The organism is Microcoleus sp. SVA1B4, from assembly GCF_036700545.1.
Classification (GTDB): domain Bacteria; phylum Cyanobacteriota; class Cyanobacteriia; order Cyanobacteriales; family Microcoleaceae; genus Microcoleus.
The window spans coordinates 1-15939 of record NZ_JAUBPB010000106.1 but is presented as its reverse complement, the minus strand read 5'-3'; the positions used below and the strand labels follow the sequence as shown (position 1 = coordinate 15939).

Annotated in this window: 12 protein-coding genes; 9 read left to right on the top strand and 3 right to left on the bottom strand. The window is 47.9% G+C overall.

Annotated elements, in window-relative coordinates; translation table 11 throughout:
• Positions 1-688 precede the first annotated feature (688 nt).
• The 3 genes from QT987_RS28295 to QT987_RS28285 form a co-directional block, all read right to left on the bottom strand.
• A complete protein-coding gene (locus QT987_RS28295; RefSeq protein ID WP_333056038.1) occupies positions 689-1816 on the bottom strand; it encodes a type II secretion system F family protein in 1128 nt (375 codons plus the stop codon).
• Positions 1817-1910: 94 nt separating this feature from the next.
• A complete protein-coding gene (locus tag QT987_RS28290; RefSeq protein ID WP_333246704.1) occupies positions 1911-3008 on the bottom strand; it encodes a type IV pilus twitching motility protein PilT in 1098 nt (365 codons plus the stop codon).
• 94 nt (positions 3009-3102) lie between these two features.
• Positions 3103-5109: a GspE/PulE family protein gene (locus QT987_RS28285; RefSeq protein ID WP_333212562.1), complete on the bottom strand. Its 2007-nt coding sequence runs from the start codon at positions 5107-5109 to the stop codon at positions 3103-3105.
• Between the two features lie 1294 nt (positions 5110-6403).
• On the opposite strand from QT987_RS28285, the gene grpE reads away from it, so the two are divergent.
• The 9 genes from grpE (at position 6404) to QT987_RS28240 (ending at position 15891) form a co-directional block, all read left to right on the top strand.
• On the top strand, positions 6404-7198 hold the full coding sequence (grpE, locus tag QT987_RS28280) for a nucleotide exchange factor GrpE (RefSeq protein ID WP_333153502.1): 795 nt from the start codon (positions 6404-6406) through the stop codon (positions 7196-7198).
• 293 nt (positions 7199-7491) lie between these two features.
• A complete protein-coding gene (gene dnaK, locus QT987_RS28275; RefSeq protein ID WP_333246701.1) occupies positions 7492-9645 on the top strand; it encodes a molecular chaperone DnaK in 2154 nt (717 codons plus the stop codon).
• Positions 9646-9777: 132 nt separating this feature from the next.
• A complete protein-coding gene (gene dnaJ, locus QT987_RS28270) occupies positions 9778-10908 on the top strand; it encodes a molecular chaperone DnaJ (protein WP_333212567.1) in 1131 nt (376 codons plus the stop codon).
• Between the two features lie 291 nt (positions 10909-11199).
• A complete protein-coding gene (locus QT987_RS28265; RefSeq protein ID WP_333246699.1) occupies positions 11200-11490 on the top strand; it encodes a sulfurtransferase TusA family protein in 291 nt (96 codons plus the stop codon).
• Positions 11487-12737 carry a ribosome small subunit-dependent GTPase A gene (gene rsgA / locus QT987_RS28260; protein ID WP_333246697.1) on the top strand — a complete coding sequence of 417 codons (1251 nt, stop codon included), beginning with the start codon at positions 11487-11489 and terminating at the stop codon, positions 12735-12737. The genes QT987_RS28265 and rsgA overlap by 4 nt, the downstream gene beginning before the upstream one ends.
• Before the next feature lie 241 nt (positions 12738-12978).
• Positions 12979-13764, top strand: a complete 786-nt coding sequence (locus QT987_RS28255; protein WP_333246695.1) for a MotA/TolQ/ExbB proton channel family protein — start codon at positions 12979-12981, stop codon at positions 13762-13764.
• A 15-nt stretch (positions 13765-13779) separates the two neighbouring features.
• Positions 13780-14508: a biopolymer transporter ExbD gene (locus QT987_RS28250; RefSeq protein ID WP_333246693.1), complete on the top strand. Its 729-nt coding sequence runs from the start codon at positions 13780-13782 to the stop codon at positions 14506-14508.
• Between the two features lie 147 nt (positions 14509-14655).
• Entirely contained in the window at positions 14656-15324 is a 669-nt protein-coding gene (locus QT987_RS28245) for an IS607 family transposase (protein WP_333246706.1), read from the top strand.
• A gap of 9 nt (positions 15325-15333) precedes the next feature.
• Entirely contained in the window at positions 15334-15891 is a 558-nt protein-coding gene (locus QT987_RS28240; RefSeq protein ID WP_333246691.1) for a transposase, read from the top strand.
• Positions 15892-15939: the final 48 nt, after the last annotated feature.

Genomic DNA, 15939 nt, shown 5'->3' with positions numbered 1-15939 from the left:
ATGTGTCCTATTTTATGACACTTTGTGTACTCTGCTTATTTTTTTTTCTGTGCTACCGCTACTTATTGAGCGGATACCAATTTTCATTCCTTAGTTTACGAGCTGCGCTTGAAAGATGCTGTCAAATGTTTAAAAAATTTCCCTCACCATTATACCTTAATTAAGATGCGATTCCCCTGTAATATCTCGGAATATTTTTTTATTCTTTATCTTCTGGGAGCCTTCAAATTGGCCAAATATTCTAAAAAACTGGCATTTAATATATTCACCGAAGCCAATGAATCTGTTTGTTTTGGTTGGTGATTTAAAGTTTGAGTAAAACCTTTTGCCATTGATAGCACCCATAAACTTACAATAACTACATTGAAATTTATTCGGATTTAACTGTAGCATATTTGGGGTTCCAATTAAGATGCGTTTACCCTGGAGCGTAAAGCCAGGATTAGGCAGCAGTTAAATCGGTCTACCTATCCTACTTTACTTTTGTGACATTTTGGTAATTTGTCACCAATGGGAAGACCCTGGTAATGAAGATTTGGAGGCAGAGCCTCCAAATTGTTTTCTCCTTTTAATAGAGGATGTGCCTCCTCCAAAAGTCTGCCCAGGCAGAGCCTGGGAAAGATTGAAATAGTCATTGGTCAGGCGTTAATTGTTACTAACTAATAACTAATAACTAATTAGCACTTTTTTACAGCTTCTGGAACACTGCGAACATCGGCAGATACATCGACAGCAAAATTGAACCTACGATACCACCGACGACCACAATCATCAGAGGTTCTAGCATACTGGTAAGTCCTTTTACTGCTTCTTCCACTTCCGTTTCGTAGAAAGCGCCAACTTTCATCAGCATCTTGTCAAGTTCCCCTGTTTCCTCGCCAATTGCCATCATTTGTATGGCCAAAGACGGAAAAACAGCTTGTTCTTGCAAAGCAATACTGATCATGCCGCCGCCTTGAATTTCCTGTCTCGCATATTCGATCGCATTAGATATCGCCTGATTCCCCGCCACATCTCGCACAATTTCCAAAGAATTGAGAATCGGCACGCCCGATCGCGTCAGCGACCCAAATATCACGCAAAACCTAGCCACCGCAGATTTTTCGATCAAATCGCCAAACACCGGCAATTTCATCGCAATTCTATCAATTTGTAGGCGACCTATGGGAGTTTTGTAGTACATATCGAAGGCAATTTTTAGCGCTATAATTACCCCAATAACTGTCACCTGTTGAATCGGAGGCCAAGCGGTACAAAATGAACTAATTGCCAACATCATCACCGTAAAAGCCGGCAAATCTGCACCAATATCCTTAAAGATTTTAGCGAAAGTTGGTAGCAAGAATATGGTCATTGCGAAAAAAATCACGATCGCGATGGAAAGCACCGTCTTCGGATAAGACATAGCCGAATTAATTTCGGATTCCGTCTTGTGATTTTTTTCCATCATCACCGCCAGACGGTCTAGGGTTTCATCTAGCACCCCCCCGACTTCTCCCGCCGCCACCATACTGATAAACAGTTGGTCAAACACATCAGGAAACTTAGCCATCGCCTCTGCCAAGTTTATCCCCTCCTGCACGTCAGCATTCATGCTCCTGAGCGCTCGCTTCAGCTTAGCATTAGAACACTGCTCGTGCAGCACAGAAAGGCATCTCACGATCGCCACCCCTGCATTAAACATAGCCGCAAACTGACGAGCAAAAATAGCCATATCCTTAACAGTAAGGCTGGTAAGGTTATATTCAATTTGCTCCTGAATCTTACTGAAATCAAAGCCACCTTTCGGTTTTTGGCGGATAACGTTGGTAGCCACAGCTCACCTCTGAAAATTTATTAAAAGTTATGACTCATCAGTCATCAGTCATTAATTCAGCCTGCGAACTCCTGACTAATGACTGCTGACGGAATTAATGAGCTTTTACCGGGGCGCTACCCACAGGTGCCGGGCCGATCAAGCGTTCGAGTTCGTCAGCCTTAGAAGCCTTGGCCATTGCCGATTCCCAAGTGACTTTACCGCTCTTGTAAAGTTCAGCGAGGGCCATTTCCATCGTCCTCATACCCAATTTTGCCCCCATTTGGATTTGAGAGTAAATCATCGGAGTTTTTCCCTCCCGGATCAAGTTAGCCATAGCTGGAGTATTTACCATGATTTCCATAGCGCAGCAGCGGCCGCCCCCAACTTTTATTACCAAATTTTGGCTGCAAATTCCCACCAAAGAGTTAGACACCTGGGCGCGAACTTGGGGTTGTTGAATGGGCGGGAACACGTCCAAAATCCGATCGATCGTTGCAGCCGCCGAATTAGTGTGCAGCGTTCCCATCACCATGTGACCCGTTTCTGCAGCCGAAATTGCCAGACCGATCGTTTCCAAATCCCGCATTTCCCCCACGAGAATTACATCAGGATCTTCGCGCAAAGCAGCTTTCAGAGCATTAGCAAAGCTCTTAGTATCTTCGCCCTTTTGGCGCTGGTGAAACAAACTCTTGACATTGGGAAACACATATTCGATCGGATCTTCAACTGTTAGAATGTGTTCCGCCCGCGTCCGGTTGACCAGATCCAACAAAGCCGCCATCGTAGTAGTTTTCCCGGAACCCGTTTGTCCCGTCACCAACAGCATACCCCTGGGTCTTTCCGTCAGATCCCGCAAAATCTGTGGCACGCCTAAAGCATCTGCGTTCGGAATCTTAGAAGCCAGAGCCCGCATGCAAGCAGCCCAAGAACCCCGTTCCCGGTACACATTTACCCGAAACCGAGCCAATCCCCGAACGCCGTAAGCGCAGTCGAGTTCCCACTCCATTTCCAACTGCTTGCGCTGCATATTGTTGAGCATTTGGAAAATTAGGATCTGCACTTCCTCAGCAGACAGAATGTCACCGTATTGAGTCTGAGGAGTTAGTTTCCCGCTGACTCGGAAGAATATAGGCGCGCCCGCTTGGATGTGTATGTCCGAACCCCCTTGCTCTACCAGGGACTCCAGTACGTCTTCAATCATCAGACCCATAGATACCTCTCCTCGATCGAATTGATATGATAGTTATTGACCAATCTAGCTCAGTTAAGAGTCAACAGTTAATAGTCAACAGTTAACTGCTGAATCAATCCAAAAAGCGCGGAGTCAAACAGTACGGACAATCCAGCATCTCCGGCTTCAATTCCGCCTGACAAGTCTTGCAGGTAAGTCCCTGCTTGCGTTTGGCTTTCATTTCAGCCTCCAGCCCAGAGTCTGTAAACGTCACCCGCTCGACTTCTTCAAAGGTAGTCGCGCCTTCCCGCACCAACTGCAAGCTGTAAGCAAGCAGCGTTTTCATCCCTTCTTCTACTGCTGCTTCCTTAATTTGCTCTGTGGGAGCTCCTTGAGTGATCAGAGTTTGAAGCCGCTCAGTATTTTTCAGGAACTCGTAAACCCCTACCCGTCCTTTGTAGCCTAGGCCGCCACACTTCCGACAAAGTTGCTCGTTGTCTGCGAGTTCCTTCCTTTCCTCCACGGGTATAGTGTTGGCTCTGTAAACAGTTAGATCAATTTCTTGAGAAGCCGACAGACCGTACTTGCCGAGTTCTGCTGCAGTAGGCTGGTAAGGAATGCAGCATTTGTCGCAAACGCGCCGCATCAGACGTTGAGCCAACACGCCCAACAGAGCGGCCGAAACCATGAACGGTTCTACGCCCATTTCGGCCAAACGCGCCACTGCCCCGGCCGCGTCGTTCGTGTGCAGCGTCGTCAGCACCAAGTGTCCCGTCAAAGCAGCTTCCAGAGCAGTTTTTGCCGTTTCCTTGTCCCGCGTTTCCCCCACCAGCATCACGTCAGGGTCTTGCCGCAAAAAAGCCCGCAGAATGTTGGAAAAAGTCAAGTCTTTTTCCCGAATTACTTGACATTGGGTAATTCCTGGCAAAGCATATTCGATCGGGTCTTCCGCCGTACTGATATTAACCCCCGGATCGTTCCGTTCCGCCAGAATCGAGTACAGAGTAGTTGACTTGCCCGAACCCGTCGGCCCCGTCACCAAAATCAGTCCGAACGGACGGCTAGCACTCTCTCGCACTAAAGCCAGAGTTTCTTCGTCGGAGATTAACAAACCCAAACCCAACTGAGTGCTGGAACTGTCCAAAATCCGCAGCACGATTTTTTCACCGTACCGGGAAGGCAAGCTGTTGACCCGGAAATCCACCGTGCGTCCCTCAAACACCCGGCGGATGCGCCCGTCTTGAGCTTGTCGGCGTTCGGCAATATCCAGGTTGGCAATAATCTTGAAACGAGCGGTAATCGATTGGACTACCTGCTTGGGAAACCGGAAATACTCTTGCAGCACTCCGTCTTTCCGCATCCGAATCCGCATGAACTCTTCTTGAGGTTCTACGTGGATGTCAGACACTTTTTCCGACAAAGCTTTAGCCAAAATGATATTGACGGCCTTAATTACGGGAGCAGCCTCTGCATCGTCCAAGGTGTTAGCGAGGTCTTCTTGGTCGGTGCTCTCCTCTACTAGGGAGAGCTCGCCAAAATCTCCCTCCCCTAAATCCATCTTTCTCTGCTTTTCGATTTCAGCTTTTTTAGCTTCCCTCTTAACTTGTTCGTCTTGATAAGCAGAAGTAATGTCCTGGTAGTCGTCCGGCGTAATCACTCGCCGCTGCAAAGCCAAGCCGTGAGGCTGTAAAATCCGCCGCAAATCTTCTATGGCGTTGAGGTTGTCGGGATCTACCATTGCCACTAAAACCGCCGCAGGCTCAGTTTCAGTCTTCGCTACGGGTAAAAACCGACCTTGGTGACAAATGTCGATCGAAATCTTCAACGCATCGAGCATAACTCCGAGTTGCTCGTTAGACATTTCGCTCATCTCCGGGTCAAATGCTTCAACGCCGTAGACTATCTTCCGTTCAAACATCTGCTGCTTCTTGTAAAGTCGCAGCAATTCTGGAGGCAACGGTTGCCCAGTAAGTGCTTCTAATACCTCCGTCAACCGCTTGCCGGAGTTCCGGCTATCAACTAGAGCTTGTTTTACTTGCTCGCCGTTGACGTAACCCGACTGAATCATCTTGGTGATAGCCGGAGTAAATTGACTCACAGAAACTAGGGATGTGGAGCGAAGCGGGGATGTGCTAGTCATAAAAAACACTCAATAGGTGGGAAACTCAGTCACAAAAAGTGCTGAGAGGAAAACCAACGTGGGGTTTTAACCCCCGTATTCTTTGCTTATGGATCAGCTATCATTTTCTGGCTCAATCCCTATCTCTCAAGTTTAAGCTCGCAGTCCCCTCTAAGCTGCGTCCACAAATTGACGAGATGTTGGAGGGATTTGCGGGTGCTTGCAATCAAATCTTGTTCGTTGAGTGCTAAGTTGCTTATTTACCTGATTAACTTGCGGGATACTCTCGTTATAGCGTCAGGGCACATCACTTGGGGGTTCCCCGTACCGGGAGAGAAAAGCGGGGCGGGGTGTGTCCCCCTCCCAGACTAATTCTATTTTCCCAAATTGTTTGCTCAAATTACAGCGCCCGTGGTGGCGCGGTTAGCTTTACTAAATTAAATATGAGCTATGTTCTGTGATGATAGCTTTTACGAAAGCCTCGATCGCCCTTTTGAAATATATTTTGATTAATTATCTGCGATCGGTCACTGCCCGATCGTCGGCTGCATGAGCCCCCTGGGCCAATTTTGAGCAACTCTAGTTTTGGGTCAGTAAATATTACTTTGATTATACCCTGGTTTCCGAACCTTTGTGATCTAAGTTTTACGGTTCAGAAATGTTGGAAAGATGCCCATTAGATATCCATATTATCTACAGATGAGTAGCGTCGCCATACCCGCTAATATCTATCATTTGAATGGCAAAAATTCCAGACTTCAAGAAACTTCGGCGTTATTGACTCTGAAAAACCACGCCCCCAATTCGCATCAAGATTAAAAACCTAGTGTCTGAGTTACACAAGCACACAGCTAACTATTTAGTTCCTCAATACAAATTTCTTTTTCTCCCCACTTGGCAAACTCAGCAAATGGTAAAAAATGGCAGCGTCAGCTTGCGACTAAAACAGCCTGATCGATGATAACTTTAAGTTTCTATCCTTTTAAGTAAACCTTGAAACATCAAGCCTCCTAATTGGGAAATATTGTAGTAGACTTAACCGCAAAATATACTTATAAAAATTGTTGTAAATGCGATCGCTTTAATTAAAAATGAGGAACCAACAAACCTTGGGTTTGCCCCATTAATGCCATAAATTATACCTCAATATTTAAACGGGGCTTTGAATATTTTATGGAAAGCTTTGAGCAATGTCTCCCGATCGGGCGAGACTTCCTCTTTTCACATTGTGCCATACACAGTAAATTCGAGTCGTATAGATTTACCGGGTTAACTGTATCTGCTAGAATTGATAGGGTTCTGTCGCGCAGCTTTTATGATTGACGAGGAAAAACAGCAAGATCAAGATCCTAACTCAACTGGGGAAACCACCCCAGAGGGTTCGCCAATGGCAAGCGAAAATCCGGCGGCATCAGGAAACTCGAACGAATCGGCGGATTGGGAACTCGAACTTGCTCGAGCTTATCAAAGTGCTCAGGGCGATCGCACCCCAGCAAACGCATCGGGGCCTACCGTCACCGGCAGTTCAACCAACAGTCCGACTGCAGACGCGGCGGAGCCTTGGAAGAAGGAACTGGCCCAGGCCAACGATGAAAAAGAGGCTTTAAAAACTCAGTTGCAAGCCACATCCGCTCAACTAGAAGAACTGAAAAATCAAAATCTCCGCCTAGCAGCAGATTTTGAGAACTTCCGCAGGCGTACCCAAAAGGAAAAAGAAGAGCTAGATTTACAGGCAAGGTGTCTCACGATTAAACCCCTGTTGCCGGTAATTGACAATTTCGAGCGCGCTCGATCGCACATCAAGCCGCAAACCGATGGCGAAATGAACATTCACAAAAGCTACCAAAGCGTTTACAAGCAAATGGTAGACGGCCTCAAGCAAATCGGGGTTTCTCCGATGCGGCCCGAAGGCGAACAGTTTGACCCCAACCTCCACGAAGCTCTGCTGAGCGAGCCAACTGACGAACACGAGGAAGGAACAATTATCCAAGAACTAGAACGCGGCTACATTCTGGGCGATCGCGTCTTGCGGCACGCCAAAGTGAAAGTTGCAGCGGCTGGGCTATCTGTGGTAGCCTCAGATGAAAATCCCGATAGTTCGGAAGGTTAAGCGGGATACAAGCTACTGCATTCCTTAAAGTCACTTACCCCCGAATAGAATTCGGGGGTTCCCAGGTGGCAGACTCACCAACTTATTAATTAAAGATGACTAAAAGCACGTCAGCGCTTTATCCAAAAATTCTGAAAAATGTTTTTACCGGTCTTTGATATTGCTTTAGGACATCAAGTTTATTTCCTACAAATCTAGTCTGGTAATGCTTGTTTAAACAAGCTGAGTCGTTTTTCTTCCCCCAACCTGTAGTTGGAGGTTTCCAAACATCCCACAAAGTTTTATGAGGCGCTATGGGAAAAATTATTGGAATTGACTTAGGCACAACTAACAGTTGCGTAGCTGTGTTAGAGGGCGGTAAACCCGTCGTGATCGCCAATTCCGAGGGCGGTCGCACAACTCCGAGTATAGTAGGATTCGGCAAGGCGGGCGATCGCTTAGTAGGTCAACTAGCCAAGCGGCAAGCTGTAACTAATGCTGTAAATACTGTATACAGTATCAAACGATTTATCGGACGGCGGTGGGACGACACGGAAGAAGAACGAGCGCGGACTCCCTATACCTGCATAAAAGGCAAAGACGATACCGTTAACGTCCAAATTCGGAATAAGGTTCACACTCCCCAAGAAATCTCGGCAATGGTACTCCAAAAGCTCAAGCAAGATGCTGAAGCTTATTTGGGACAAACTGTTACCCAAGCCGTGATTACAGTGCCAGCTTACTTCACAGACGCCCAACGGCAAGCTACTAAAGACGCCGGTACGATCGCCGGCCTAGAAGTCCTGCGGATCGTCAACGAACCGACAGCGGCAGCCCTTTCCTACGGGCTGGACAAGCAAAATATAGAACAGAAAATCTTGGTCTTTGACCTCGGCGGCGGTACTTTCGACGTTTCGATCCTGCAACTGGGAGACGGAATTTTTGAAGTCAACGCTACCTCCGGTAACAACCATCTCGGAGGAGATGACTTTGACGACTGCATTGTACAGTGGCTGGTAGAAGCTTTCCGCACTCAAGAAGGCAGTGACCTTTCACAAGACAAAATGGCCTTGCAGCGCCTCCGAGAAGCTGCTGAAAAAGCAAAAATCGAACTCTCCAACCGGGAATCCACCTCAATCAATTTGCCCTTCATCTCTTCTGACGAGAAAGGGCCGAAGCATTTGGAAATGGAACTCTCCAAAGCTCAGTTTGAAAAACTGGTGGCTCATTTGGTGCAAGCGACGATCGATCCGGTGACTCAAGCCCTCAAAGACGCAAGTTTGACCCCCAAAGACATAGACAGAATTATTTTAGTGGGAGGCTCAACCCGGATTCCGGCAGTTCAACAGGCAATTAGCAAGTATTTTGGGGGCGTTTCTCCCGATAAATCCGTCAATCCCGACGAAGCTGTAGCGGTAGGCGCGGCAATTCAAGCCGGAGTGTTGGGTGGTGAAGTCAAAGACTTGCTGCTGCTCGATGTGACGCCGCTCTCCCTGGGACTCGAAACCTTGGGCGGGGTGTTTACCAAAGTAATCGATCGCAATACAACTATTCCCACCAGCCGATCGCAAATGTACAGCACGGCGGCAGACGGGCAAACCTCGGTAGAAATTCACGTGCTCCAAGGCGAGCGGGCATTGGTTAAAGACAATAAAAGTCTCGGCAAGTTCCTGCTCAAAGGCATTCCCCCAGCCCCCCGTGGCGTACCTCAAATCGAAGTTACCTTTGAAATCGATGCCAACGGGATTCTCAAAGTGGCTGCTGAAGACAAAGGAACCGGAAAAGAACAAAGCATCCAAATTTCTAATACAGGGGGATTGAGCGAAACCGAAGTCGAGCGGATGCGACAAGAAGCCGAACTTTACGCCGACGAGGACATCAAGCGCGCTCTACTCGTCGAACTCAAAAATCAAGCTGACTCCCTCGTCTATAATTGTGGTGTAACTTTAAAAACCAACGCGCAACTGCTGAGTGACGAGCTCAAGGCCGAAGCGGAAACAGCCGCAGCAGCCTTGCGGGCAGCGATGAGTAACCCCGACATTACAATCGAGGAACTCACCCCCGCAATCGAATCTTTCAAGCAACTGCTATACTCGCTGGGGACAGCAGTCTACGACCAAGCCCGCAGCGGGGTAGCCCCGTCAGGAGCTGTTGTTGAAAGCGAGATGATGTCAGAAGTAGAATCATCAGAACCAGAAGAGGTTAAAGCGGACGACGACAGCATTTTGCTGAAAGAAGAGCTGCAGGTGGCGCCCCAAGCTCCGCCGGAACCAAAGCCGGAACCAAAGCCGGAACCAAAGCCGGAACCAAAGCTGGAATCCAAGCCGGAATCCAAGCCGGAGCGACAGTCAAAACGGCAGTCAAATCCACAGTCAAATCCACAGTCAAATCCACAGTCAAATCCACAGTCAAAACAAAAACAGAAGGTTCCCGAACCAGAAGTTGATGACATGAATCCTTTCCTTTAAAACAGAAAAGCTAAAAATTAAAAGTTAAAAATTAACAATGAGAATTTTTGATTTTTAATCTGTAATTTTAGGAAAGGTTGCCCGTTTCTTTTTCGTACACTTTTTGTTATTTACCTCCAGGCAAGCAGCTCTATGGCCGGTGATTACTATGAAATATTAGGCGTTTCTCGCAGCGCAGACAAAGAAGAAATTAAGCGTGCTTACCGCCGCCTAGCTCGCAAGTACCATCCAGATGTCAACAAAGAATCCGGTGCCGAGGAGCGGTTTAAAGAAATTAACCGCGCCTACGAGGTACTCTCAGAACCAGAAACCCGCGCCCGTTTCGACCGTTTCGGCGAAGCAGGCGTCAGCGGTGCAGGCGCGCCTGGGTTCCAAGACTTTGGTGACAGCTTTGCCGATATTTTTGAAAGCTTCTTTCAGGGCTTTCAGGGAGGCGTCGGTGGGCCACAACAGCAAGGTCGTAGGCGCAGCGGGCCGGTGCGCGGAGACGATTTGCGCCTCGATTTGCGGCTGGATTTTCGAGAAGCAGTGTTTGGTGGGGAAAAAGAACTCCGCATCAAGCATCTAGAAACCTGCGAAACTTGCACCGGGACTGGCGCGAAACCGGGAACCAGACCACAAACCTGCTCGACTTGTACCGGCAGTGGTCAAGTCCGACGCGCTACCCGCACTCCTTTCGGCAGCTTTACTCAAGTTTCAGTTTGCCCCACTTGCAGCGGCACCGGGCAAGTGATTGAGGATAAGTGCGAAACTTGCGGCGGCCGGGGCCAGAAAGAAGTGATGAAAAAGCTGAAAATCACAATTCCGGCTGGGGTTGACAACGGTACTCGCTTGCGCGTTTCCAATGAAGGGGATGCCGGCAAACTGGGTGGGCCGCCCGGAGATCTTTACGTGTTCTTGGCGGTGAATGAAGACCCGCTATTTAAGCGCGACGGCACTAACGTTAGCTCGGAAGTGAAAATTAGTTATTTGCAAGCAATTTTAGGGTGCCGGTTGGAAGTGGAAACCGTAGACGGGCCCACGGAATTGTTGATTCCTAGCGGAACTCAGGCAAATACGGTTTTGACTTTGGAGAAAAAAGGGGTGCCTCGGTTGGGAAATCCAGTCAGTCGCGGCGATCATTTGATTACGGTGTCTATTGATATTCCGACTAAGGTGACGGCTGAAGAACGGGAATTGCTGATGCAGCTTGCTAAGCTGAAGGGCGATCGTACTGGTAAAGGCGGTTTGGAAGGATTTTTGGGCAATTTGTTTCAGAAATAAGCAAAATTTGACACCCATGGGTGTCAAATTTTCCTCTTTGAGGATTCCCCGGCAATTTGTTTTAGTATCTGTCAAAAAATTGTTTGCAATTGCTCACAAAAATCTCAGGTGGGACGGTTTCTAGGCATTCGGTTTCAGCAGCGCTCAAAAAAGTGAGCGCAATTGCGCTCATTTTTTTGAGAAAGAATAATAGTCTGTGTCCAATTGGACACAAAATTTTAGATTTTCCAGTTTCCAGGCAACTTGTTTAAAAAACTAAGGCTTTCAGGATTTGAGATTGCCAAAAACATTATGAATTCAACATCGAAAATTGAAAGTCCCAAATCCCCAGATGCCAAAATCGATCTGCGTGGTACTCCGTGTCCTCTGAATTTTGTCCGCACTAAACTGCGCTTGGAGCAAATGGCACCGGGAGCAGTTTTGGAGGTGTGGCTGGATGCTGGGGAGCCGATCGAACAAGTGCCCGATAGTCTGAAAATGGAAGGGTACCAGATTCTGGAAACGCAATTTGTCGCGGATGGGCCGGAGTCGGGCTATTTTTCCATGAAAGTGCAGCGCCCCGAACACCAGGAAGCAGGATGAGCCTGAATTCACCCTCGATCGTCGGTACTGTAATTGCTGTTCAGGCTAACTTCTACCAAGTGAGGTTAGATCCCGAAGTCTCCATTGACGGGAAAAAGGCTCCCCTCGCTGATTCTCCGATTCTCCTGTGCACGCGTCGCACTCGACTAAAAAAAATTGGCCAACAGGTGATGGTGGGCGATCGCGTGGTGGTAGACGAACCGGACTGGACTGACCGCCGGGGTGCAATTTCTGAAGTCTTCCCCCGCCAAACAGAACTCAACCGCCCGCCTGTAGCTAATGCCGATCGCATTCTCCTGGTTTTTGCCCTCGCCGAACCAGACTTAGATCCCGCATCATTAACTCGGTTTTTAGTCAAGGCAGAATCTACAGGTTTAGAGGTGAGTTTGTGCCTGAACAAATGCGATTTGGTCACGCCCGATGAGTTGGAACAGTGGCGCGATCGGCTTTCAGGCTGGGGCTACGAACCAATGTTTATTAGCGTCCGCAGCGGTTTAGGAGTTCATGAAGCCCCCGCTAATGACAAAAATCAAGTTTCTGCATCGGAACCAGCTTTCCATGACTTAGTGGAGAAAATAGAACCATCTATGCTGAGTTCTGAGGATAACCCCCAATTGCCAAATTCGGTCAATCCGTTAAATCCGTTAAAGCCCGTACATAGCCCGTTGCCGAACTTCCTTCTGAGCCATTTGCAAGGAAAAATAACGGTAATTTGTGGCCCTTCTGGGGTTGGCAAGTCCAGCTTAATCAACCAACTGATCCCGGCCCTGAATCTGCGAGTGAACGCTGTTTCCGGCAAACTCGGCCGCGGGCGCCACACGACACGCCACGTAGAACTATTTGAACTTCCCGGCGGCGGACTTTTGGCCGATACTCCGGGCTTTAATCAACCGGCTCTCGAATGCGATCCGTCCGAGTTAGCGGAATATTTCCCAGAAGCGCGCCAGAGGCTGGCTTTGGGTAGCTGCCAGTTTAGCGACTGTTCGCACCGAGACGAGCCTAACTGTGTCGTGCGGGGGGGTTGGGAGCGCTATGAGTATTACTTGCAGTTTCTCGAAGAGGCGATCGTCCGCCAGCAACAAGAGCAAAACTCTAGTAGCGCCGAATCGAGTTTGAAACAGCAAACCAAGTCTGATGGTACGCAACATTACGAACCGAAGCTGCAAACTAAAAAATATCGCCGCTCTTCCCGCCGCCTTCAACACCAGTCACTCCAAGATATGTGTCAAGACTTAGAGGAATTGTGAGGAAGTCGCCGCCCATCGCCCGTAGGCACTAGAAAACCGTACCAAGACTTACCCAGAAACCGGGTTTCCTCAACGAAAATACTTAGTTGCACCCCAAGGCTGCCTTCGCAAAACCGACTTTCTTTACTCGCAAGTGCGTAAGTCCTGAGTACATTAATAGCTAAAATTAAATGGCCTTAGATTTGTTAAAAAAAGTAGAACAGAAGCAAAAGTTAGCGGGTACTGCAGGAGCAAAAATATTGTGAATATTCAAGAACTGTTTCAAAAAGGCGGCCCCGCCATGTGGCCCCTGTTGGTGTTATCGATTTTATCTTTGAGTACAATTATCGAGCGCTTGTGGTTTTGGGCAAGCCTCCTGAGCAAAGAAAAGCAGATAGTTAACCGCATTCTGGAAGCCGCTCGCAGCGATTGGGGGGTGGCTAACGAGATGGCCAGACAAGCTAACAGACAGCCGATCGGGCGATTTCTTTCTGCACCCCTGCGGCTCTACAATCCCGAACCAGATTTATTTCGACTCGCACTCGAAGCTGCAGCCGATGAAGAGTTGGCTTCGATGCGTCGCGGTGACAAAATCTTAGAAGCTACGATCGCTCTGGCGCCTTTGCTGGGCTTGCTGGGAACAGTTCTGGGCTTGATTAACTCGCTCAGTTCCATCCGTCTGGGCGACATCGGCACGGCGGCCACGAGTGGCGTGACATCGGGCATTGGCGAATCGCTGATTACGACTGCTACTGGGATGGTAGTAGCAATTTTTACCTTGGTGTTTTATCGGATATTTCAAGCTTTTTTGTTCAACCAGGCAAAAATATTTCGCAAAGCTGGAAATGAACTGGAATTGCTTTACAGGCAATACTGGCCGGCTGCTAATGCTAAAGGTCGAGCACCCGGTGCAGAATACAGCAATTCTTCTTTTGGTGCAGATGGTTTGAACAGGCGTTCTCTCAATTCTCAAGAACCGGGAGAACGGAATCGGGAGCCGAAATTGAAAGGTTCCGATCCGGCTGAAGATTCTCCTTCTAATAATTAAAACTCCTGAGAACTAATGAAGATTAATCTAGATACTCCTGCTGAAGAGGCTCGGATTGAACTGGTGCCTTTAATTGACGTGATATTTTGCATTCTGACGTTTTTTCTCCTGGCGGCTTTGCAACTGACTCGCCAGCAAGCCATTAATGTCGATTTGCCTAAAGCGAAGACTGGACAAACGCAGATGCGAGAGATGCTGATTGTCAGCATTGACGATTTCGGGCAAACTTATATCGACCAATTGCCTGTTAATTACCAACAGCTAGATCGAGTTTTAAAGAGTTTCCAAAGCCAAAATCCTACGGGGTTGATGGTGCTGTACGCTCCTCAAAATGCTAGATATGCCAAGGTTGTCGAGGTTTTAGACAAATTGAGAGAGGTAGGGGGCGATCGAGTTGCCCTGGCAACTCTTCCTAGTTCGGCTTCCTCCCCATTGCCCAATCCCTCGCTTCCCAATTCTGGCATTCCTGGATCACCTGCGATCGGCAATTCAGGTCAACCTCTGCCGTCTCCTGTGCCTCCGGGGCAGCAACAGTTCAACCCCAATCAGTTTCAATCCCCTCTCCCCGCTCCCGGGCAGCAGCAGTTCAATCCGAATCAGTTTCAATCCCCTCTCCCGGCTCCTGGGCAGCCTAGCAACTCTGGGGCAAATCAGGGCATTCCTCCTGTTTCGCCTGCACCCGCTGCTCCCAATTTCAGTCCTGGAGTCGCCACTCCACCGCAAGATGGCGGGCCCTCCAATTAGTTAGGAAGAAGGTTCGGCAACGGATTGTGTAAGGGATGTAACGGATGTCAGTCCGATGTCCGTCGGAAGAAGGGAGAAGGAAGAAGGGAGAACAGAGCTAGTCCCTAGGTAGCGAATAAATAGACAAAATGATACACTTATAGACAAATATGCGGTGTACCATTTTGTTTAAGCTCGCGCGTTTTCGCAAAAAAGCTGGGATTGTCAGTAAAAACACTCCAACGTTGGGACGTTTCAGGGAAGTTGCCAGCCAAGCGCACCCTGTCAGGTCATCGGTTCTACACCGAAGATGATCTCTTGATAGCCAACGGATTGAAGCCCATAGAAGCCAACCGAAAAACGGTCGTCTACTGTCGAGTTTCGTCCAGTGGACAGAAACCGGAACTCAAAAATCAGATGCTGGCAATGGAAGCTTTCTGCCCTTGTCGAGGATTAACAGTCGATGATTGGGTGTCAGAAATTGGGGGCGGACTAAATTTTAAAAGGAAAAAGTTTCTAGCAATCATGCTGTCAATGCTCAAAGGTGAAATATCAATAATTGTAATTGCACACAAAGACAGAATGTGTCGCTTTGCTTTTGAATTCATCCAAGAGCTTGCCACGTCGGTTGGATGCGAAATTGTAGTCGCCAATCAATTATCGTTGTCCCCCCAGCATGAATTAGTAGAAGATTTGATGGCGATAATCCACTGCTTCTCTTGCCGTCTATACGGTCTACGAAATTACTCCAAAGAGCTCAAAGAAAACCTAAAAAATGCTATTGACAAGCCCGTACAAGAACTGGCAAAATTGAGCAATCAAGAAATACAGTGTTGAGGTCGAACAATGCTTCTGTCCATCAAAACAAAGCTAAAGCTAAGCAAAAGTCAAGCCACAATAATGAGCAAGCACGCTGGAATAGCAAGGTTTACTTATAATTGGGGCTTGGCTACTTGGAGTAATCTTTATCAAGATGGACTGAAGCCAAATAAATACCTCCTCAAGAAATTCTTTAACAACCATGTAAAACCTGAGTTTACGTGGATTAAAGAGGCAGGTATTTGCCAAAAAATTACCCAGTATGCGTTTGATAACCTTGGGGATTCTTTCTCTAGATTCTTCTCAAAAAAAGGTGGCTATCCCAAATTCAAGAAGAAGGGGCATCACGATTCTTTCACTATTGATGCGAGTGGTAAGCCTATCCCTGTGGGCGGTACATCTATAAAGTTGCCGACAATCGGCTGGGTAAAAACTCACGAGGGATTGCCTCATACAACTTGCAAGTCAATTACCATTTCGCGCACTGCCGATAGTTGGTTTATCGCATTTGCCTACGAACAACATCATGAACCTACAATCAAAAGTCATGATGTTGGGGAGCATCCCGGTTTTGTAAATGGTTAAAAGTATGATAAGAGCCAAAATTTTTCGCCCTCCGCTATATGATAGAAC

Excerpts from the sequence above, each read along its gene's own strand:
- QT987_RS28265 (WP_333246699.1), top strand. The coding sequence starts at position 11,200 with ATGAATTCAACATCGAAAATTGAAAGTCCCAAATCCCCAGATGCCAAA.
- grpE (WP_333153502.1), top strand. The coding sequence starts at position 6,404 with ATGATTGACGAGGAAAAACAGCAAGATCAAGATCCTAACTCAACTGGG.
- QT987_RS28290 (WP_333246704.1), bottom strand. The coding sequence starts at position 3,008 with ATGGGTCTGATGATTGAAGACGTACTGGAGTCCCTGGTAGAGCAAGGG.
- dnaK (WP_333246701.1), top strand. The coding sequence starts at position 7,492 with ATGGGAAAAATTATTGGAATTGACTTAGGCACAACTAACAGTTGCGTA.
- QT987_RS28240 (WP_333246691.1), top strand. The coding sequence starts at position 15,334 with ATGCTTCTGTCCATCAAAACAAAGCTAAAGCTAAGCAAAAGTCAAGCC.
- QT987_RS28250 (WP_333246693.1), top strand. The coding sequence starts at position 13,780 with ATGAAGATTAATCTAGATACTCCTGCTGAAGAGGCTCGGATTGAACTG.
- QT987_RS28285 (WP_333212562.1), bottom strand. The coding sequence starts at position 5,109 with ATGACTAGCACATCCCCGCTTCGCTCCACATCCCTAGTTTCTGTGAGT.
- dnaJ (WP_333212567.1), top strand. The coding sequence starts at position 9,778 with ATGGCCGGTGATTACTATGAAATATTAGGCGTTTCTCGCAGCGCAGAC.
- rsgA (WP_333246697.1), top strand. The coding sequence starts at position 11,487 with ATGAGCCTGAATTCACCCTCGATCGTCGGTACTGTAATTGCTGTTCAG.